At 55.4% G+C, this 21,201-nt stretch carries 19 protein-coding genes and 1 riboswitch; of the genes, 12 read left to right on the forward strand and 7 right to left on the reverse strand.

The features are described from left to right. Window positions 1-555 precede the first annotated feature (555 nt). Both purH and purD read left to right on the forward strand, forming a co-directional pair. Complete coding sequence (gene purH / locus CWM66_RS27310; RefSeq protein ID WP_035890335.1) at window positions 556-2,145, forward strand: bifunctional phosphoribosylaminoimidazolecarboxamide formyltransferase/IMP cyclohydrolase; 1,590 nt, start codon at window positions 556-558, stop codon at window positions 2,143-2,145. A gap of 15 nt (window positions 2,146-2,160) precedes the next feature. Next, a complete protein-coding gene (gene purD, locus CWM66_RS27315) occupies window positions 2,161-3,453 on the forward strand; it encodes a phosphoribosylamine--glycine ligase (protein WP_035890332.1) in 1,293 nt (430 codons plus the stop codon). A gap of 87 nt (window positions 3,454-3,540) precedes the next feature. On the opposite strand, the gene CWM66_RS27320 is transcribed toward purD, so the two are convergent. From CWM66_RS27320 to nudC, 6 genes are all read right to left on the reverse strand, one after another. After that, on the reverse strand, window positions 3,541-4,233 hold the full coding sequence (locus CWM66_RS27320) for a DUF1481 domain-containing protein (RefSeq protein ID WP_172745722.1): 693 nt from the start codon (window positions 4,231-4,233) through the stop codon (window positions 3,541-3,543). A gap of 12 nt (window positions 4,234-4,245) precedes the next feature. Further along, window positions 4,246-4,518, reverse strand: a complete 273-nt coding sequence (gene hupA, locus CWM66_RS27325) for a nucleoid-associated protein HU-alpha (protein ID WP_035890328.1) — start codon at window positions 4,516-4,518, stop codon at window positions 4,246-4,248. 186 nt (window positions 4,519-4,704) lie between these two features. Next, the gene (locus tag CWM66_RS27330) at window positions 4,705-5,295 is read right to left on the reverse strand and encodes a YjaG family protein (protein WP_035890324.1); all 591 of its coding nucleotides are present in this window, start codon (window positions 5,293-5,295) and stop codon (window positions 4,705-4,707) included. 32 nt (window positions 5,296-5,327) lie between these two features. Then, on the reverse strand, window positions 5,328-6,008 hold the full coding sequence (gene nfi / locus CWM66_RS27335; RefSeq protein WP_035890321.1) for a deoxyribonuclease V: 681 nt from the start codon (window positions 6,006-6,008) through the stop codon (window positions 5,328-5,330). 9 nt (window positions 6,009-6,017) lie between these two features. After that, entirely contained in the window at window positions 6,018-7,082 is a 1,065-nt protein-coding gene (gene hemE / locus CWM66_RS27340) for a uroporphyrinogen decarboxylase (protein ID WP_035890319.1), read from the reverse strand. Between the two features lie 38 nt (window positions 7,083-7,120). Next, window positions 7,121-7,894 (reverse strand): NAD(+) diphosphatase, encoded by a 774-nt coding sequence (gene nudC / locus CWM66_RS27345; RefSeq protein ID WP_071921795.1) that lies wholly within the window; start codon window positions 7,892-7,894, stop codon window positions 7,121-7,123. 80 nt (window positions 7,895-7,974) lie between these two features. Between nudC and CWM66_RS27350 the strand changes: the two genes are divergently transcribed. The 10 genes from CWM66_RS27350 to CWM66_RS27400 all read left to right on the forward strand — a co-directional run bounded on the left by CWM66_RS27350 (window position 7,975) and on the right by CWM66_RS27400 (window position 16,875). Continuing rightward, window positions 7,975-8,478 (forward strand): Rsd/AlgQ family anti-sigma factor, encoded by a 504-nt coding sequence (locus CWM66_RS27350; RefSeq protein WP_035890314.1) that lies wholly within the window; start codon window positions 7,975-7,977, stop codon window positions 8,476-8,478. A 54-nt stretch (window positions 8,479-8,532) separates the two neighbouring features. Beyond that, a riboswitch (TPP riboswitch) is annotated at window positions 8,533-8,760 on the forward strand. Window positions 8,761-8,842: 82 nt separating this feature from the next. After that, a complete protein-coding gene (gene thiC, locus CWM66_RS27360; RefSeq protein ID WP_035890313.1) occupies window positions 8,843-10,738 on the forward strand; it encodes a phosphomethylpyrimidine synthase ThiC in 1,896 nt (631 codons plus the stop codon). After that, a complete protein-coding gene (gene thiE / locus CWM66_RS27365; protein WP_035890311.1) occupies window positions 10,738-11,373 on the forward strand; it encodes a thiamine phosphate synthase in 636 nt (211 codons plus the stop codon). The genes thiC and thiE overlap by 1 nt, the downstream gene beginning before the upstream one ends. Beyond that, window positions 11,366-12,124: a HesA/MoeB/ThiF family protein gene (locus CWM66_RS27370; RefSeq protein ID WP_035890308.1), complete on the forward strand. Its 759-nt coding sequence runs from the start codon at window positions 11,366-11,368 to the stop codon at window positions 12,122-12,124. Before thiE ends, CWM66_RS27370 begins: the two co-directional genes overlap by 8 nt. Continuing rightward, a complete protein-coding gene (gene thiS, locus CWM66_RS27375; protein WP_035890307.1) occupies window positions 12,105-12,305 on the forward strand; it encodes a sulfur carrier protein ThiS in 201 nt (66 codons plus the stop codon). Before CWM66_RS27370 ends, thiS begins: the two co-directional genes overlap by 20 nt. Before the next feature lies 1 nt (window position 12,306). After that, window positions 12,307-13,077, forward strand: coding sequence for a thiazole synthase (gene thiG / locus CWM66_RS27380; RefSeq protein ID WP_035890305.1), 771 nt, complete (start codon window positions 12,307-12,309; stop codon window positions 13,075-13,077). Next, a complete protein-coding gene (thiH, locus tag CWM66_RS27385; RefSeq protein WP_071921792.1) occupies window positions 13,074-14,228 on the forward strand; it encodes a 2-iminoacetate synthase ThiH in 1,155 nt (384 codons plus the stop codon). The genes thiG and thiH overlap by 4 nt, the downstream gene beginning before the upstream one ends. 333 nt (window positions 14,229-14,561) lie before the next feature. After that, entirely contained in the window at window positions 14,562-16,103 is a 1,542-nt protein-coding gene (locus tag CWM66_RS27390) for a sensor domain-containing diguanylate cyclase (protein WP_107147730.1), read from the forward strand. 144 nt (window positions 16,104-16,247) lie between these two features. Continuing rightward, window positions 16,248-16,553 (forward strand): PTS sugar transporter subunit IIB, encoded by a 306-nt coding sequence (locus CWM66_RS27395; RefSeq protein WP_035890299.1) that lies wholly within the window; start codon window positions 16,248-16,250, stop codon window positions 16,551-16,553. Between the two features lie 4 nt (window positions 16,554-16,557). Continuing rightward, window positions 16,558-16,875: a PTS lactose/cellobiose transporter subunit IIA gene (locus CWM66_RS27400; RefSeq protein WP_035890295.1), complete on the forward strand. Its 318-nt coding sequence runs from the start codon at window positions 16,558-16,560 to the stop codon at window positions 16,873-16,875. A gap of 80 nt (window positions 16,876-16,955) precedes the next feature. Here the strand turns inward: CWM66_RS27400 and rpoC are convergent, their stop codons facing one another. Continuing rightward, window positions 16,956-21,179: a DNA-directed RNA polymerase subunit beta' gene (gene rpoC, locus CWM66_RS27405; RefSeq protein WP_035890294.1), complete on the reverse strand. Its 4,224-nt coding sequence runs from the start codon at window positions 21,177-21,179 to the stop codon at window positions 16,956-16,958. Between the last annotated feature and the right edge of the window lie 22 nt (window positions 21,180-21,201).

The following is a 21,201-nucleotide window of genomic DNA, read 5'->3' on the forward strand; positions in this document are numbered from 1 at the left end:
AATTAAACTTCGTAATGAATTACGTGTTCACCCGTGAGACTTGGTATTCATTTTTTGTCCGAAGACATCAAGAATCCAGTCACCTGAGTGCCCACACAGATTGTCTGATAAATTGTTAAAGAGCAGTTGCGACGCGGCTTTCAGCGCTTCGTCGCGAGGTGGCGTATATTACGCTTTCCTCTTTCAGAGTCAACCCTGAATTTCAGGATTTTTCTCTTCAACCGACCCGGCTATTTGTGTGAAGTGATTCACATCTGCCGTGTCGATGGAGGCGCATTATAGGGAGTTATCCGCCCCCCGCAATAGAAAAATGACATAAAAATGACTGACTGCTGCATTCCACAGCAAAACACGGCTTTATACCCATTTACACACAGACTTATCCACAATCCGGCAAAAGGCTAAAAATTCGCGAGCGCTACGCAAACGTTTTCGTTACAATGCCCGCGCAAAAATCGTGAGCCTCACATGGGGCGTTAGCTAAGTTTTGGGATCGTTAAGGATCCCCAAATTCATCTAATACTCTCTGTTCAAGTCAAATCCAGGGGATTTACCATGCAACAACGTCGTCCAGTCCGCCGCGCACTGCTCAGTGTTTCTGACAAGGCCGGTATTGTCGAATTCGCACAGGCGCTCTCTCAGCGTGGCGTAGAACTGCTCTCTACTGGCGGAACCGCACGTCTGCTGGCAGATAAAGGTCTGCCGGTGACTGAAGTCTCCGACTACACCGGTTTCCCGGAAATGATGGATGGACGCGTAAAAACCCTGCACCCGAAAGTCCACGGCGGGATCCTCGGTCGTCGCGGCCAGGATGACGCGATCATGGCAGAGCACGCGATCGCGCCGATCGATATGGTGGTTGTTAACCTTTATCCGTTTGCCCAGACCGTCGCCCGCGAAGGTTGCTCGCTGGAAGATGCAGTAGAAAACATCGATATCGGCGGCCCGACGATGGTGCGCTCTGCGGCGAAGAACCATAAAGATGTTGCCATCGTAGTAAAAAGCAGCGACTACAGCGCCATCATTAATGAGATGGATGCGCACGAAGGATCGCTGACGCTCGAAACCCGTTTCGATCTGGCCATTAAAGCTTTTGAACACACTGCCGCTTACGACAGCATGATCGCCAACTACTTCGGTAGCCTGGTCCCGGCCTATCACGGCGAAAGTAAAGAGCCATCAGGCCGCTTCCCGCGCACCCTGAACCTGAACTTCATCAAGAAGCAGGATATGCGCTACGGTGAGAACAGCCACCAGCAGGCCGCCTTCTATATAGAAGAAGAAGTGAAAGAGGCTTCTGTGGCTACCGCCCAGCAGTTGCAGGGTAAAGCGCTTTCTTATAACAACATCGCCGATACTGATGCAGCGCTGGAATGTGTGAAAGAGTTCAGCGAGCCTGCCTGCGTTATCGTTAAGCATGCAAACCCTTGCGGCGTGGCTGTGAGCGACTCCATTCTTGCGGCTTACGATCGCGCCTACAAAACCGATCCGACCTCCGCATTCGGCGGCATTATCGCTTTTAACCGCGAGCTGGATGCTGCCACCGCGCAGGCGATCATCTCCCGCCAGTTTGTGGAAGTGATCATCGCGCCATCTGCTACAGAGGAAGCGCTGAAAATCACGGCAGCCAAACAGAATGTCCGCGTACTGGTCTGCGGCGAGTGGTCGCAACGCGTGCCGGGGCTCGACTTTAAACGCGTCAACGGCGGGCTGCTGGTTCAGGATCGCGATCTGGGCATGGTCAGCAACAACGAACTGCGCGTTGTCAGCAAGCGCCAACCGACGGAGCAAGAGCTGCGTGATGCGCTGTTCTGCTGGAAAGTAGCGAAATTCGTGAAATCCAACGCTATCGTTTATGCGAAAGAGAATATGACCATCGGCATTGGCGCTGGCCAGATGAGCCGCGTCTACTCGGCGAAGATCGCCGGGATCAAAGCCGGTGACGAAGGGCTGGAAGTGAAAGGTTCTGCGATGGCGTCTGACGCATTCTTCCCGTTCCGCGATGGTATTGATGCCGCTGCCGCTGTTGGCGTGACCTGCGTGATCCAACCGGGTGGTTCCATCCGCGATGACGAAGTGATTGCTGCTGCCGATGAACACGGCATCGCTATGATCTTTACCGATATGCGTCACTTCCGCCATTAATCCACGGAGCAGACAATGAAAGTATTAGTGATTGGTAACGGCGGGCGCGAACACGCGCTGGCCTGGAAAGCGGCGCAATCGCCGCTGGTCGATACCGTTTTTGTTGCACCGGGCAATGCCGGTACCGCGCTGGAACCGGCGCTGCAAAACGTGGCAATTGGCGTCACCGATATTCCGGCGCTGGTCAGCTTTGCGCAGAACGAGAAAATCGATCTGACCATCGTTGGCCCGGAAGCGCCGCTGGTCATTGGCGTAGTAGACGCCTTTCGCGCCGCTGGTCTGAAAATTTTTGGCCCAACGCAGGGCGCCGCGCAACTCGAGGGCTCGAAAGCCTTCACCAAAGACTTCCTGGCGCGCCACAAGATCCCGACGGCGGAATACCAGAACTTCACCGAGATTGAACCGGCTCTGGCGTATCTGCGTGAGAAAGGCGCGCCAATCGTCATTAAAGCGGACGGTCTGGCAGCGGGCAAAGGCGTGATTGTCGCCATGACGCTGGAAGAAGCGGAAGCGGCGGTGAACGATATGCTGGCGGGTAATGCTTTTGGCGACGCAGGCCACCGTATCGTTATTGAAGAGTTCCTCGACGGCGAAGAAGCCAGCTTTATCGTAATAGTCGATGGCGAACATGTTCTGCCGATGGCCACCAGCCAGGACCACAAACGCGTGGGTGATGGTGATACCGGGCCGAACACCGGCGGTATGGGTGCCTACTCGCCTGCGCCAGTCGTCACCGATGAAGTGCATCAACGAACGATGGAACGCATTATATGGCCGACCGTGCGCGGTATGGCGGCGGAAGGCAATGTTTATACCGGTTTCCTGTATGCCGGTCTGATGATCGACAAACAGGGCAATCCGAAAGTGATTGAGTTCAACTGCCGCTTTGGCGATCCGGAAACGCAACCGATCATGCTGCGCATGCAGTCAGACCTGGTTGAGCTGTGCCTGGCCGCCTGCGAAGGCAAGCTGGACGAGAAAACCTCTGAGTGGGATGAACGCGCGTCTCTGGGTGTGGTAATGGCTGCCGGTGGTTATCCGGGCGATTACAGCAAGGACGATGTGATCCACGGCCTGCCGCTGGAAGAAGTGCCGGACGGTAAAGTATTCCACGCGGGCACTAAACTCTCCAGCGACGACCAGGTGCTGACCAACGGCGGCCGCGTACTCTGTGTTACTGCGTTGGGTAACACCGTTGCCGAAGCACAGCAACGCGCCTATCAGTTGATGACCAATATTCACTGGAATGGCAGCTTCAGCCGCCGTGATATCGGCTACCGCGCGATCGCTCGCGAACAGGGCGAATAACGTTATTTTGCCCCAGGCCCGATAAGGCGTAGCCGCCATCGGGCCGTTCCCCAGGTGGCGCTATGCTTACCCGGCCTACTTAAACCTTCAGAAACTCTTCTCTGTCGGCTGCCAGCGACAAAAATCGCTATTCGCGACCAACAGCAACTGCGCCCCTTCCGGCGCTTCCAGCCATGCCACACTTACTGCCGCCGACGAGTGCGTCTGACGCTGCTCAATGCGGTTCAGCGCAAAGCTGTCGAGATCCGGCTTCACCGTCTTGCCTTCACAGGTCTGAACCGTGCGATTGGCCTGCCAGCGCCCCTGACGCAGCACCACACGCCCCTGACGCAGCGCATCGCTGGTCTGGCGGATCTGTTCAGCACGGTAACGATACAACGCAATCTGGTCGCTGGAGAGCTGCTGCTTCTGCCCATTGACCTCACGCTGCATAAAGCTCAGCTCACCGCGATCGTCAAAACGCACGCGTACATGCTCAGGCGGCTGGCTATAAATATTGAGTTCGACAAGGGTTAAGGTATCGCCTTGCCAGCGGTATTCGCTGAGGGAAGTGTTGCCGTGATGCCACGGACTAAAAGCGGAAAGCAGATGCGTCTCACCGCCGGAATCTTTACGCCAGATCCGCACCGCGCCCTGATCGTCCGCATAGCCGCTGGCGGTGAACGGGGGCAAGGAAGTATCGTGGCTACAGGCCGTCAGCAACAGTGCGCCAGCCAACGTCAATGAACGACGCCAGAATAACAAAAGGGGCGAAACCGCCCCTTCGATAAAACCGTTCACTGGCACGCTGTCTTACTTAACAGAGTCTTTCAGTGCTTTACCAGAAACAAATGCCGGCACGTTAGCGGCAGCGATTTTGATTTCTTTACCGGTCTGCGGGTTGCGGCCAGTACGCTCAGCGCGGTGGTTCACTTTGAAGGTACCGAAACCAACCAGTTGTACCGCATCGCCTTCTTTCAGAGACTCAGTAATAGCAGCCAGGGTGGATTCCAGTGCAGCTTTTGCCTGCGCTTTAGACAGATCAGCCTTGTCTGCAATTACATCAATCAGTTGAGTCTTATTCATAAGTTATCCTTTCAATGTGTTTATCGCTTGCTAAGCATCGAGTGCGACGGAAATGCCTCAAAAGCACTCTCCTGCATACACGCACCGATAGCCACTTTTTTTCGCCCCCCAAATGTAGACCAGACGGGGGTAGGAAGGGAAGCCTTCCGGCGCGACAAAACTGGCCCTAAATCACGTTTTATTGCCTCATTGCTGCAAATTTATACCAATATTGCTGTCGCCGGCCTCACGCAGGTCTGCGCGTAGCCCTTTAATCAGTTCAATATCACGTTCTTCACAGGCCGCCAAAAGACGGAAAATTTCCCACTGAATATCCCATTCCTGCTCAACGGCGGGGTTCAGTCGCAGCTCTTCGTCGGTCATTTCACGACCCGCCTGGGTCATTTCCAGCATCGCAACGGTAGTGATCGACGTCTTGCTGACTTCAACCGCATGCTCCAGCGTTTCACCACTCAGGCGAGAATGAACCAGTTCGCTCAATGCTACGCAGGCATCAATCGCCGGGTAAACGCCGTACAGATCGTAATCATCGGCAGCCGGAATCGCCTCTTCCAGCTTCTCAAGCTGGCTGTCGAAGTTCACTTTCGCATCTTTAACGATCTGCGTTTCCCAAATCAGGTCGAGGATACGGCGATAAAGTTGCGCGTCGCCAAACTCCGTCTGCTGGCAGAACATGGCGTAATTGGGATACATGCGCTCGCACAGACACGCCATAAAGACAACGTGCTGCCAGCTTTCCAGCCGTTCCAGACGCAGGTGAATTGGGTTTTGTAACATGGTTGTTTCTCAATATCAGTAATGGCGGCAGTTTACCTGATATTGCGCTGGATTTCCTGCCAACGCGAAAACGCGGGCCGCCCGGACGCCACCGCATCCGCCCAGCGCGTCGGCTCCGGCAGCCGGTAACCCTTCATGCAACGCTGCACCCACGCCAAAGCGCTATCCTGACTGACACGATGCCCGGTCGTGATAAACAGCGGATTGCAGCGCGCTTTACTGCGCCATACCCATGCCAGCTTCTCGCCTTTATCCAGCAGCGGCGCCAGCGCGCCAGGCTCATCGGCAAGCGGCTCAAACTTGCCGCACAGCCGTTTTTTCGCCACGCCAATGGTCGGTACATCCACCAGCAGCCCAAAGTGGCTGGCGACCCCCAGACGGCGCGGATGCGAAATGCCGTGCCCGTCAACAAACAGCAGATCCGGCTTTTGCGACAGTTGTTGCCACGCCGCCAGCAGCGCAGGGTATTCGCGAAAGGAGAGAAAGCCCGGAATATAGGGCATGGTGGTGGCGATGCGCGCCACCTGATATTCGACAAGCTCCAGCGATGGCCAGGCGAGAAGCACCATCGCCGCCCGCGTCACTTCGCCGCCTTGCTCAAACCCGACATCGGCACCGCCGATCAATCGGGGAGGATCCGTATCCAGGCGATCCTCATGGATCACCGAAGACGCCAGTTCAAGTTGTTGCGCGCGTAATGACGCGAGATCCATACCTCCTCCTTACTGATGCCAGGCGGCCGACAGACGGTGTACCGCCTCGACAAAGACTCCTGCATGTTCCGGTGCAACATCCTGATGAATGCCGTGACCGAGGTTAAACACGTGGCCTTCACCTTTGCCAAAGCCCGCCAGAATGGTAGCCACTTCCTCTTCGATACGCGCGGGCGGCGCATACAGCATGGAAGGGTCCATATTGCCTTGCAGAGCGACTTTATGGCCCACGCGACGACGCGCATCGGCGATATCGGTGGTCCAGTCCAGGCCCAGCGCATCACAGCCGGTTTCCGCCATCGCTTCCAGCCACTGCCCACCGCCTTTGGTAAACAGTGTTACCGGCACGCGGCGCCCTTCGTTTTCACGCAGCAGGCCATCAACGATTTTATGCATGTAATAGAGCGAGAACTGCTGATAATCGCGCCCGGTCAGCACGCCGCCCCAGGTATCAAAAATCATCACAGATTGCGCGCCAGCGCGGATCTGCGCGTTCAGGTACAGCGTGACGCTCTGCGCCAGCTTATCGAGCAGTGCGTGCAGCGTATGCGGCTCGGCGTACATCATTTTTTTGATCACGGTAAACGCTTTGCTGCTGCCGCCTTCCACCATATAGGTCGCCAGCGTCCATGGGCTGCCGGAGAAGCCGATCAACGGCACTTCGCCTTTCAATTCACGGCGAATAGTGCGCACCGCGTTCATCACGTAGCCCAGTTCGTTTTCCGGGTCCGGAATCGGCAGCTTATCCACATCCGCTTTGCTGGTGATGGGCGACGTGAAGCGCGGCCCTTCGCCAGCTTCAAAATAGAGGCCCAGCCCCATCGCGTCCGGTACGGTAAGAATGTCCGAGAAAAGGATCGCCGCATCAAGCTTGTAGCGGCGCAGCGGTTGAAGCGTCACTTCACAGGCCAGCTCAGCGTTTTTGCACAACGACATAAAGTCGCCTGCTTGCGCACGCGTTGCTTTGTACTCCGGCAAATAGCGGCCAGCCTGGCGCATCATCCATACTGGCGTCATGTCTACGGGCTGGCGCTGGAGCGCGCGCAGGTAACGATCGTTTTTCAGTTCGGTCATTGTCAGTTCCTTAAGCGTCAGACCGTTATTGTATCACGTCATTGATCGTCTGCCCGACACATCGCCACGGTGTCTTCGATCAGGCGACGCGCCACTGTGCCCGGCGGCGGCAGTAGCGGCAAGGCGTCATAGCGATACCAGCCCGCATCTAACAGCTCTTTCGGATCGATATGAATTTCACCGCTGTCATACTCCGCCATAAAGGCCGTCATCAGCGATTGCGGGAAGGGCCATGGCTGTGAGGTGACATAACGCAGGTTCTTCACCTTAATGCCGCTCTCTTCCATCACTTCACGTGCTACCGCCTGCTCCAGCGTTTCGCCAACTTCAACAAACCCGGCAAGCACAGTGTAGATGCCATTGCGATGACGGGTATGTTGCGCGAGCAGGATGCTGTCGTCACGGCGAATCGCGACAATAATGCAGGGGGCAATTTGCGGATAATAACGTTCCCGACAGTGGTCGCAGAGCATCGCCCACTCGGTTTTGCTGGGGTGCATAGTGTGCCCGCAATAACCGCAAAACTGATGCGAGCGGTAAAACTCGGCCAGTTGCACGCCGCGCCCGGCTAACTGGAAAAGACCGACATCCTGATCGATCAGCAGTCGCACGGAGCCCATATCATGTCGACGATTCTGACGAACCATCCACACCGGTTCGCCCTGCCATTCCCCAATGTGAAGCGCGCTTTGGCCCACAAGTTCGAAATTTCCTGGCTTACCATGTGGTAATTCTCCACCGGGCAACCATAATTTTTGTTCATGGCTCACGATCCACCAGCCACGATCGGATGCTTCAATAATACGTACCATTGCACTACCTTAGCTTCACTGGCATGTTATTAACATTATTATTACATTTTTTCTGAACTTACATATTTGCGGAGCCATTTATGCTAAACCAGTTAGAAAGCCTGACAGAGCGCGTTGGAGGAAGTAACAAACTTGTCGACCACTGGCTACTTGTTCGTAAGCAACTTCTTGTTTCTTACTACAATCTGGTTGGCATTAAACCTGGCAAAGGATCGTACATGCAGCTCAATGAAAAAGCGCTGGACGATTTTTGTCACAACCTGGTGGAATACCTCTCCGCCGGCCATTTCAATATTTATGAACGTATCATCAGCGAAATGGAAGGCGCCAGCCCACTTTTAGCCGCCACGCAACTTTATCCACAACTTGAAGCCAACACCGTGGAGCTCATGAATTACTATGACTCCAGCCTGGAAAACGCCATCGATGACGACAACTGTCTGGAGTTCCAACAGGCGCTATCGGATATCGGCGAAGCGCTTGCCGCCCGCTTTATGCTGGAAGATAAGTTGATTGTGCTGGCCTATGATAACGACCTCAATGTGAGCGCCAACGACGAAAGTGGAATGGCGCGCCCCGCTTGAGTTCTTAAGCATTAACGCGTAGTTTAAAAAGCAGTCCCCCGTTTTCGGACGGGGTTTTTCTTGTCGGAGTGCCTATATTTCCACAAAATCATTCGCGATGCGTCGAGGCGGCAAGTTCGTGAATCCCCAGGAGCTTACATCAAGTAAGTGACTGGGGTGAGCGAACGCAGCCAACAAAGAGGCAGCGTGAAGGATGAAGGGGAAAAGGCTGAGACCGTTAATTCGGGATCCGCGGAACCTGATCGGGTTAAGACCTGCGAAGGGAACAAGAGTAATCCATTCACAACGACCACCCTCACGGGCGGTTTGCTGCCATTACTCCATCCGTCGTCTGACAAGCCATCTCATAATTATGGAATGAGCTATGTCTGCAAAAACTGTTACACGCCGTGAACAACGCGCCCAGGCGCAACACTTCATTGATACGCTGGAAGGCACCGCTTTCCCCAATTCGCAACGCATTTACATCACCGGTTCGCAGCCGGATATTCGCGTGCCCATGCGTGAAATCCAGCTTAGCCCGACGCTTATCGGCGGCACCAAAGCACAGCCGCAATATGAAGAAAACGAAGCCGTACCGGTGTATGACACCTCCGGCCCGTATGGCGATCCGGCTATCGCCATTAATGTGCAACAGGGGCTGGCAAAGCTGCGTGCGCCGTGGATAACCGCCCGTAACGACACTGAAACGCTCGATGAACGCAGCTCTGCGTACACCAAAGAGCGGCTGGCCGATGACGGCCTCGATGAGCTGCGTTTTGGCGGTTTGCTGACGCCGCAACGCGCCAAAGCGGGCCGCTGCGTGACGCAGTTGCACTATGCTCGCCAGGGGATCGTGACGCCGGAAATGGAATTTATCGCTATCCGTGAAAACATGGGCCGCGAGCGCATCCGCAGCGAAGTGCTGCGCAGGCAGCATCCGGGCGAAGGTTTTGGCGCACGCCTGCCGGAAAATATCACGCCGGAATTTGTCCGCGATGAAGTGGCGGCCGGTCGCGCCATTATTCCCGCCAATATTAACCACCCGGAGTCGGAACCGATGATTATCGGCCGCAACTTCCTGGTTAAAGTGAACGCCAATATCGGCAACTCGGCGGTAACCTCTTCCATCGAAGAAGAGGTGGAAAAACTGGTCTGGGCAACTCGCTGGGGCGCGGACACGGTGATGGATCTCTCCACCGGACGTTATATCCATGAAACCCGCGAATGGATCCTGCGTAACAGCCCGGTGCCGATCGGTACCGTGCCGATCTATCAGGCGCTGGAGAAGGTCAACGGGATCGCCGAAGATCTGAACTGGCAGGCGTTCCGCGACACACTGCTGGAGCAGGCGGAACAAGGGGTGGATTACTTCACCATTCACGCAGGTGTGCTGCTGCGTTACGTCCCGATGACCGCCCGCCGTCTGACCGGCATTGTTTCGCGCGGCGGTTCGATTATGGCGAAATGGTGCCTTTCCCATCATCAGGAGAACTTCCTTTACACCCACTTCCGCGAAATCTGCGAGATCTGCGCCGCTTACGACGTTGCATTGTCGCTGGGCGATGGTCTGCGTCCGGGTTCCATTCAGGACGCCAACGACGAAGCGCAATTCGCGGAGCTACACACGTTGGGCGAGCTAACCAAAATCGCCTGGGAGTACGACGTACAGGTGATGATTGAAGGTCCGGGGCATGTGCCGATGCAGATGATCCGCCGCAATATGACCGAAGAACTGGAGCACTGCCACGAAGCGCCGTTCTACACGCTTGGACCGCTCACCACTGATATCGCACCGGGTTACGACCACTTCACCTCCGGCATTGGCGCGGCGATGATTGGCTGGTTTGGCTGCGCGATGCTGTGTTATGTCACGCCAAAAGAGCATCTTGGCCTGCCGAACAAAGAGGATGTGAAACAGGGGCTTATTACCTATAAGATCGCCGCCCACGCGGCTGACCTCGCCAAAGGCCATCCCGGCGCGCAGATCCGCGATAATGCTATGTCGAAAGCGCGCTTTGAGTTCCGCTGGGAAGACCAGTTTAATCTGGCGCTCGACCCCTTCACCGCCCGCGCGTATCACGATGAAACCCTGCCGCAGGAATCCGGCAAAGTCGCCCACTTCTGCTCGATGTGCGGGCCGAAATTCTGCTCAATGAAAATCTCCCAGGAAGTACGCGATTATGCTGCTTCCCAGGCTATTGAAGTTGGCATGGCAGACAAGTCGAACGACTTCCGCGCCCGCGGCGGCGAGATCTACCTGAAACGGGAGGAAGCCTGATGTACCAACCTGATTTCCCGCCGGTGCCTTTCCGTCTGGGGCTTTATCCGGTGGTCGATAGCGTCGAGTGGGTAGCCCGCCTGCTGGATGCCGGAGTGCGCACCCTGCAATTACGCATCAAAGATAAACGTGATGACGAGGTCGAAGAGGATGTCATTGCCGCCATTGCGCTTGGCCGCCGCTACCACGCGCGCCTGTTTATCAATGACTATTGGCGGCTGGCGATCAAACACCAGGCTTACGGCGTTCATCTCGGCCAGGAAGATCTGGAAACCACGGATCTTAGCGCGATTCGCACGGCAGGTTTGCGTCTTGGCGTTTCGACCCATGACGATATGGAGATCGACGTGGCGCTGGCGGCGCGCCCGTCTTATATCGCGCTGGGCCATGTTTTCCCCACACAAACCAAACAGATGCCTTCCGCGCCGCAGGGGCTGGAACAACTGGCGCGACATATTGCGCGGCTGGCCGATTACCCGACCGTAGCCATCGGCGGTATCAGTCTGGCGCGCGCACCAGAGGTACTGGCGACGGGCGTTGGCAGCATCGCGGTGGTCAGTGCAATCACCCAGGCCACTGACTGGCGGCTGGCTACCGGTCAATTACTGGCGCTTGCGGGGGTGGGTGATGAATGATCGCGATTTTATGCGCTACAGCCGCCAGATCCTGCTGGAAGATATCGCTGTTGTCGGCCAGCAAAAGCTGCTTACCAGCCGGGTGCTGATTGTTGGTCTCGGCGGTCTTGGCGCGCCCGCGGCAGTTTACCTTGCTGGCGCGGGTATCGGCACGCTGGCGCTGGCCGATGACGACGCGGTACACCTGAGTAACCTGCAACGGCAGATCCTGTTCACCACAGACGATATCAACCAACCGAAAGCGGGCGTCACCGCGCAACGCTTACACCAGCTTAATCCGGATATCGAACTGATTACTCTTGAGCAGCGGCTCAGTGGTGAAGCACTACAGCAGCAGGTTGCACAGGCTGATGTGGTGCTCGATTGCAGTGACAATATGGCCACTCGCCAGGCGATTAATGCCGCCTGCGTGGCGCAGGAAACACCGTTGATCAGCGCCAGTGCGGTTGGCTTTGGCGGACAGATGATGGTGCTGACGCCGCCCTGGCAACAGGGTTGTTATCGCTGCTTGTGGCCCGATGAAAGCGAACCGGAGCGCAACTGCCGTACGGCGGGCATTGTTGGCCCGGTGGTCGGCGTCATGGGTGCCATGCAGGCGCTGGAAGCCATCAAATTGTTAAGCGGCATCAGCACCACCAGCGGCGAGTTACGGCTATTTGATGCCCGAACCAATCTCTGGCGCACGCTGGCGCTGCATCGCGCCCAGGGATGCCCGGTATGCGGAGGGCGGCATGCAAATACGCTTCAATGATGAGCCGATGCAGTGCGCGTCCGGGCTTTCCGTTGCTGCGCTATTGCAGCACATCAATCAGCTAAAACCTGGTGCCGCGCTTGCGGTGAATCAACAGATCCTGCCGCGCGAGCGCTGGGATGAGCATCTTGTGCAGGACGGCGACGAAATCCTGCTTTTTCAGGTTATCGCAGGGGGTTGAGATGTTACGTATTGCAGATAAAACGTTTACCTCGCGGCTGTTTACCGGCACCGGTAAATTTTCCACGCCGCAACTGATGATCGACGCGATCCGCGCCTCCGGCAGCGAACTGGTCACACTGGCCATGAAGCGCGTGGATCTTCGCAAACAAAGCGATGGCATCCTGCAACCGCTGCGCGATGCAGGTGTCACGTTGCTGCCGAATACATCCGGGGCGAAGAATGCTGAGGATGCCATTTTTGCCGCGCAGCTAGCGCGTGAAGCGCTGGGAACTCACTGGTTAAAGCTGGAAATCCACCCGGATGCCCGCTGGCTGTTACCAGATCCGATCGAAACCCTGCGCGCGGCAGAAAAGCTGGTGCAACAGGGTTTTGTAGTACTGCCCTACTGCGGCGCCGATCCGGTGCTGTGCAAACGGCTGGAAGAAGTCGGCTGCGCGGCAGTCATGCCGCTGGGTGCGCCGATTGGTTCAAACCAGGGGCTGGAAACCCGCGCCATGCTGGAGATCATCATTGAGCAGGCGAATGTCCCGGTGGTGGTTGACGCCGGGATTGGTACGCCCAGCCATGCCACACAGGCGCTGGAGATGGGCGCAGATGCCGTGCTGGTGAATACCGCCATTGCCGTCGCCGACGATCCGGTCACCATGGCGCGCGCTTTTCGTCTGGCGGTAGAAGCCGGCACGCTGGCGCGTCAGGCCGTACCGGGTGCGCGCCAGCGTTTTGCGGCGGCCACCAGCCCGCTGACCGGTTTTCTGGAGGCCACCTTATGAGCACCTTTAGCGATTACTGGCGGCAACTCGACTGGGACGATATTGGTCTGCGCATTCACAGTAAAACCGCAGCCGATGTTGAACGCGCGCTGAATGCCCGGCAACCGACGCGCGACGATATGATGGCGCTGCTCTCCCCCGCTGCCAGCGGTTTTCTTGAAGCCATGGCGCAGCGTGCGCAGCGGCTGACCCGCCAGCGGTTTGGTAACACAGTCAGCTTTTATGTTCCGCTCTATTTGTCGAATCTCTGCGCCAATGACTGTACCTACTGCGGCTTTTCGATGAGTAACCATCTGAAGCGCAAGACACTGGATGAACAGGAGATTGCGCGTGAATGTGCAGCCTTGCGCGATCTGGGCTTTGAGCATCTGTTACTGGTAACCGGCGAGCATCAGGGCAAAGTGGGAATGGACTATTTTCGCCGCCATTTACCGGACATTCGCCGCCAGTTCGCCTCACTACAGATGGAAGTACAGCCGCTCTCAGAGGAGGAGTACGCCGAGCTGAAAACCCTTGGGCTGGATGGCGTAATGGTCTACCAGGAAACTTATCACGAAGCTCAATACGCCCGTCACCACCTGCGGGGCAAAAAGCAGGATTTCTTCTGGCGTCTGGAAACGCCGGACAGGCTTGGCCGCGCCGGGATCGACAAAATCGGCCTCGGCGCGCTGATGGGGCTTTCCGACAACTGGCGCATAGATTGCTATATGGTGGCGGAACACCTGCTATGGTTGCAACAGCACTACTGGCAAAGCCGCTTTTCCGTCTCTTTTCCGCGCCTGCGCCCCTGTGCTGGCGGCATTGAACCCGCGTCACTGATGGATGAGCGCCAGCTGGTGCAAACCATTTGCGCTTTCCGTCTGCTGGCGCCGGATGTGGAACTGTCGCTCTCAACGCGCGAATCGCCGCACTTCCGCGATCACGTGATCCCACTGGCCATCAACAATGTCAGCGCGTTTTCTAAAACGCAGCCAGGGGGTTATGCCGATGACCATCCGGAACTGGAGCAGTTTTCCCCGCACGACGGACGCCGCCCGCAAGAAGTTGCCGACGCATTAGTCGCAAGCGGGTTGCAACCCGTATGGAAAGACTGGGATAGCTGGCTGGGACGTTCGCCGCAAAAAAACAGCAATACGCTGATAACGGGTTAAAACCTTGCGGTGCGCCGCGTAAAAACAGGATCGGACTGTCGCACACAGGCAGCCGATCCTGCATGGTGTCTGTGTCAGCTTCACTGTCTGACCGGAGCGATCGCTTTACTCTCCCCTCATATCGCTCCGTTTTCCCTCCAACGGAATAAAAAACCATGCACATTGACATACATCACCCATTACAACTATAGCGAACGATACTTAGCCATAGCAACATCTGCTGGCGATATAATTTTCCATACAACGGACTGACAACATACCGTTCGGCTGCCTGCATCTTTCTTCCAGCCCCCTATACTTTATCTGCCACTTTTATGATGAATGCTCAAGGATATGAAAATTCATAGTCGACAACTCTCTTTCACCGCCCCCATTCTGGTGAGCTTTATCGGGATCTTCGCGGGATTTGTGATGATCGCCATCCTGGTTATCTTCAGTCAGCGCAAAGAGATGCTGGAACAATATCAGGACATTAACCGTAACTTCACCCATAACCTGGCTGTGAACCATGCCCAGTCGATCCTGCGGGAAAATGACTACATCCTTAATCGCGCCGCGCTATTTTTAGCGCAAGGCAATAATTTAGATGAAACCGTCAACGGCGATCGCGAGCAGGGTCTGCAATTAATGATGAAGCTGCTGGCGCTAATGCCGACGGTTTCTTCTATTTCGCTTGCGGACTCACAGGGAAGGTATCTGCGCGCTCCGCAGGTGATAGCAGGCAGCGTAAGCGATAGTTTCGATGCCAGCACACGCCCGTGGTTTATGCATCAGGCCGAGTCCAGCATGTTTAACCACTACACCGACACGTATACGGATTACTTCACTCATAACCCGACAGTGAGCCTCTATAAACCGGTGATTTCCCTTGACGGCAAGCTGAAGGGAACGCTGGCATTCCATCTCGATCTGGTTTCGATGAGTTTCACACTGCGTACGATGCAGGCACCGATGCAGGGGGAGTTTTTCGTGGTCGACCGTGAAGGCAAAGCGATGCTGCATCCGGATACCAGTTCGCTGTTTAAAGCATTTATCAGCCCGTTACTGCTGGCGGCAATGACCGGCGGAGAAGGCTCTGTTTACGATGAAAAAAGCGCAACCTGGTATTACTACTATGCCTTTACCAACCCGGACTGGCTTGCCATCTACAAGGTTCACGACAGCACGCTGAATAACCTTACCCGCCACGCGACCATGATCGTCGGCTGGGGTTTTGGTACGGCAGCCGTCGTGATTATTCTGTTCGGGCTTTACCTTCGTCATGCCTCAAGGACCGTACTAATCAATATCATCAATGCCATCAACACGGGCGATGTAAAACGGGCGCCGAAGCTGGAAGCTATGCTGAGCAAAGCGATCAAAAGTAACAAAGAGCGCGAACAATCATGGGTGCGCCAGGCCACTATTGATGCGTTGACCAACTGCAAAAACCGGCGCGCTTTTGATGCCGATATTGCCTCCCTGATGAACGATCACCAACCGTTTTCACTGGCACTGGTGGATATCGACAACTTCAAGTCCATCAACGATACGTGGGGTCATTTAAGTGGTGATATTGTCCTGCGCAATGTCGCGCGTGAAGGGCTGAAAGTGATGCAGCCGCATGGCATTTCGCTTTATCGCTACGGCGGAGAAGAGTTTGCAGTGATCTTCCCTGAGACGCATATTGAAAATTCACAGGATTACCTTGAAGAGTGGCGAAGCAACGTAGCAAATCGTGGCTGGCGTGAAGACGGCCTGATTGTTACCTTCAGCGCCGGGCTCGGCGAGTGGCACATGGAGTCGCTGGAGCAACTCGTCACCGGCGTTGATGAAGCGTTGTATCAAGCCAAGCAGCAGGGTAAGAACCGGATTCTACTGACGAATGCTAATTAGTGCGCGCATCGTTGCACCAATTGTAACCGGTTTCAGGTGAAGCAGGGTTTCTTTGTGATGCCATACACACAATCACGGTAAAGCGGTTGTTGATCTCAACTGCGCTGGATAATTATCAACTATCCCATCAACACGAGGCTGACTATGAAAAACATCGTTTTATGTTGTGCTGCGGGTATGTCCACCAGCATGCTGGTGCAGCGGATGAAAGATGCAGCGCAGAAGAAAGGGGTCGAAGTTTCTATCAAAGCGGTTCCCGTTGCGGAATTTAAGGACGAGATTGCAACGGCGGATATCGTGTTGCTGGGGCCACAAGTGAAATACGAGCAGGCAAAATTGCAGGCGCAGGCGGAGCCGCTGGGGAAAAAGGTGGCGGTTATCGACATGATGGATTACGGCATGATGAAAGGCGATGTCGTACTTGAAAAAGCCCTTAAGCTTCTGGAGTGAGCGCATGGAAGATTTAGAAACCATCATTATGGAACTGTTGGTTAACGCGGGCGCCGCGCGCAGCCAGGCGTTGACCGCACTGCAACAGGCACGTAAAGGCGATTTTGACGCGGCGGAACAGGCGATGGAAGAGTCGCGGGAATTCGTTAAAGCCGCGCACAAAATTCAGACTCAGTTAATCGGTCTGGATGAAGGGACAGGCAAACTGCCGGTCAATCTGATTACCGTCCATTCGCAGGATCATCTGATGAACGCGATGGTGATTCAGGATCTGGCAGGTGACATGATTGAGCTGTACCGTCGTCTGCCACTGCGTAATTGACGCGACAAATACCGCAAACACGGCCTGTATTGCAGGCATAAAAAAACCCGCCGAAGCGGGTTTTTTATTAGGCATAACGATTACTCGTTGTCGGAACCACCCAGACCTGCGTTCAGCAGTTCTGCCAGGCTCGCAGTCGCATCTTCTGCAGTGACCTGCGGAGCTGCCGGCAGTTCGCCAGCGGCGCGACGGCGCATACGATCCTGGTGGTACGCATAACCGGTACCGGCCGGGATCAGACGACCCACGATGACGTTCTCTTTCAGACCGCGCAGTTCGTCGCGTTTGCCCGCAACGGCTGCTTCGGTAAGCACACGAGTTGTCTCCTGGAACGATGCCGCGGAGATGAAGGACTCGGTTGCCAGAGACGCTTTGGTGATACCCAGCAGATCGCGTGCATAGGTCGCAGCGATTTTGCCGTTCGCTTCCAGATCGCGGTTGGCGATCTTAACGCGAGAGTATTCAACCTGCTCACCTTCCAGGAAGTCGGAACTTCCTGCGTTAACGATGGTGGCTTTACGCAGCATCTGACGAACGATAACTTCGATGTGCTTATCGTTGATCTTAACGCCCTGAAGACGGTAAACGTCCTGTACTTCGTTCACGATATAACGGGTTACCGCGTGAACGCCACGCAGACGCAGAATGTCGTGCGGCGCTTCCGGACCGTCGGAAACCACGTCACCACGTTCTACGCGTTCACCTTCAAACACGTTGAGCTGACGCCATTTCGGAATCATCTCTTCGTACGGATCGCTACCGTCAACCGGCGTGATCACCAGACGGCGTTTACCTTTGGTTTCTTTACCGAAGGAAATAATACCGCTGATTTCAGCCAGAATTGCCGGCTCTTTCGGACGACGTGCTTCGAACAGGTCCGCAACGCGCGGCAGACCACCGGTAATATCCTTGGTACCGCCGGATTCCTGCGGAATACGCGCCAGGGTGTCACCAGAGCTGATCTGTACGCCATCTTCGAGCTGAACGATCGCTTTACCCGGCAGGAAGTACTGCGCAGGCATGTCGGTACCCGGGATCAGAACGTCGTTGCCCTGCGCATCAACAATTTTCAGCGCCGGACGCAGGTCTTTACCACCAGTAGTACGTTCTGCAGAATCCAGAACCACCAGCGAGGAGAGACCGGTCAGTTCGTCGGTCTGACGGGTAATCGTCTGGCCATCGATCATGTCGGTGAAGCGAATGAAACCGCTCACTTCGGTGATAACCGGCATGGTGTGCGGATCCCAGTTTGCAACGGTTTCACCGCCAGCAACCTGCTCGCCATCACCCTTCGCCATTACCGCACCGTAAGGCACTTTATAGCTTTCTTTGGTACGACCGAATTCGTCGATCAGTTTCAGCTCAGTGTTACGGGAGGTGATAACCAGTTTGCCGCTGGAGTTAACAACCGTCTTCGCGTTGCTCAGGCGGATGCTACCTTTGTTTTTCACCTGGATACTGGATTCAGCAGCCGCACGAGATGCCGCACCACCGATGTGGAACGTACGCATCGTCAGCTGTGTACCCGGCTCACCGATGGACTGTGCCGCGATAACGCCGATAGCTTCACCTTTGTTGATGATGTGGCCACGCGCCAGGTCACGACCGTAGCAGTGCGCACATACACCAAAGTCGGTGTCACAGGATACAACGGAGCGTACTTTGACGCTGTCAACGGAGTTGACTTCCAGCAGGTCACACCACTGTTCGTTCAGCAGCGTGTTACGCGGAACCAGGATATCAGCAGTACCCGGCTTCAGAACGTCTTCCGCAGTCACACGACCCAGAACGCGATCGCGCAGCGGCTCTTTAACGTCGCCACCTTCGATAACCGGCGTCATGACGATCCCTTCGAGGGTGCCACAATCGTCTTCGGTGACCACCAGGTCCTGCGCCACATCAACCAGACGACGAGTCAGGTAACCGGAGTTCGCTGTTTTCAGTGCGGTATCCGCCAGACCTTTACGCGCACCGTGCGTGGAGATGAAGTACTGCAGTACGTTCAGACCTTCACGGAAGTTCGCGGTGATTGGCGTTTCGATGATGGAGCCATCCGGCTTCGCCATCAGACCACGCATACCAGCAAGCTGACGAATCTGGGCTGCAGAACCACGCGCACCGGAGTCGGCCATCATGTAGATGCTGTTAAAGGAAACCTGCTGCTCTTCCTGACCGTCACGGTTAATTACGGTTTCGGTTTGCAGGTTGTCCATCATCGCTTTGGATACGCGATCGTTCGCCGCAGCCCAAATATCGATAACTTTGTTGTAGCGTTCGCCAGCGGTTACCAGACCAGACTGGAACTGCTCCTGAATCTCAGCAACTTCGGCTTCCGCTTCGCTGATGATCTCGTGTTTTTTCGCCGGGATGACCATGTCATCAATACCAACGGATGCACCTGAACGCGCTGCATAAGCAAAGCCGGTGTACATCGTCTGGTCAGCAAAAATAACGGTCGGTTTCAGGCCCAGAATGCGGTAACAGGTGTTCAGCATTTTGGAGATCGCTTTCTTGCCCAGCGCCTGGTTGACGATGGAGAAAGGCAGACCTTTCGGTACGATCATCCACAGAATGGCGCGACCAACGGTCGTGTCTTTCAGGCTGGTTTTCGCAACGAATTCGCCGTTAGCATCTTTTTCATATTCGGTGATACGCACTTTAACACGCGCATGCAGAGAGGCCAGGCCAGCGCGGTAAATACGCTCAGCTTCTTTCGGGCCAGTCAGCACCATGCCTTCGCCTTTGGCGTTAACACAGTCACGGGTCATGTAGTACAGACCCAGTACAACGTCCTGAGACGGAACGATGATAGGTTCGCCGTTCGCCGGAGACAGAATGTTGTTGGTAGACATCATCAGCGCACGCGCTTCCAACTGGGCTTCCAGCGTCAGCGGTACGTGAACAGCCATCTGGTCACCATCGAAGTCGGCGTTGTATGCCGCACAAACCAGCGGGTGCAACTGGATAGCTTTACCTTCGATCAGTACCGGCTCAAATGCCTGGATACCCAGACGGTGCAGAGTCGGCGCACGGTTCAGCAGTACCGGGTGTTCGCGGATAACTTCGTCCAGGATATCCCAAACGACAGCTTCTTCACGCTCAACCATTTTCTTCGCGGCTTTAATGGTGGTGGCGAGGCCACGCAGTTCCAGCTTGCCGTAGATGAACGGTTTGAACAGTTCCAGCGCCATTTTCTTCGGCAGACCGCACTGATGCAGACGCAGGTATGGACCTACGGTGATTACAGAACGACCGGAGTAGTCAACACGTTTACCGAGCAGGTTCTGACGGAAACGACCCTGTTTACCTTTGATCATATCGGCCAAAGATTTCAGCGGACGTTTGTTGGAACCGGTGATCGCACGACCGCGACGACCGTTATCCAGCAGGGCATCTACCGCTTCCTGCAGCATACGTTTTTCGTTGCGTACGATGATGTCCGGCGCCGCCAGATCCAGCAGACGTTTCAGACGGTTGTTACGGTTGATCACGCGACGGTACAGATCGTTCAGATCCGACGTAGCGAAACGACCACCATCCAGCGGAACCAGCGGACGCAGGTCCGGCGGCAGCACTGGCAGAACGGTCAGAATCATCCATTCCGGTTTGTTACCAGACTGTACGAAGGCTTCCAGCAGCTTGATACGCTTGGTCAGCTTCTTACGTTTGGTTTCGGAGTTAGTTTCGTTCAGTTCTTCGCGCAGCTGTTCGCACTCTTGCTCCAGATCCATGCTTTTCAGCAGAGCCTGAATAGCTTCGGCGCCCATTTTTGCGTCGAATTCGTCACCGAACTCTTCCAGCGCGTCCAGGTACTGTTCTTCGGTCAGGATCTGGTTGCGTTCCAGATTGGTCATACCGCCTTCGATAACCACATAGGATTCGAAGTACAGAACACGTTCGATATCACGCAGCGGCATATCCAGCAGCAGGCCGATACGGGACGGCAGAGATTTCAGGAACCAGATGTGCGCAGTCGGAGACGCCAGCTCGATGTGGCCCATACGCTCACGGCGTACTTTAGTCTGGGTCACTTCAACGCCGCACTTCTCACAGATCACACCACGGTGTTTCAGGCGCTTGTACTTACCGCACAGGCACTCGTAGTCTTTTACCGGCCCAAAGATACGGGCGCAGAAAAGACCGTCACGCTCAGGCTTGAACGTACGGTAGTTAATGGTTTCCGGCTTTTTCACTTCACCGAAAGACCAGGAACGGATCATGTCTGGCGAAGCCAGAGCAATTTTGATCGCATCAAACTCTTCGGTTTTAGTTTGCGCTTTCAGAAACTTTAATAAGTCTTTCACGGATTGGCTCCCGTCGGAGTTA

It is taken from the genome of Kosakonia sp. H7A (genome assembly GCF_003028445.1).
Classification (GTDB): domain Bacteria; phylum Pseudomonadota; class Gammaproteobacteria; order Enterobacterales; family Enterobacteriaceae; genus Kosakonia; species Kosakonia radicincitans.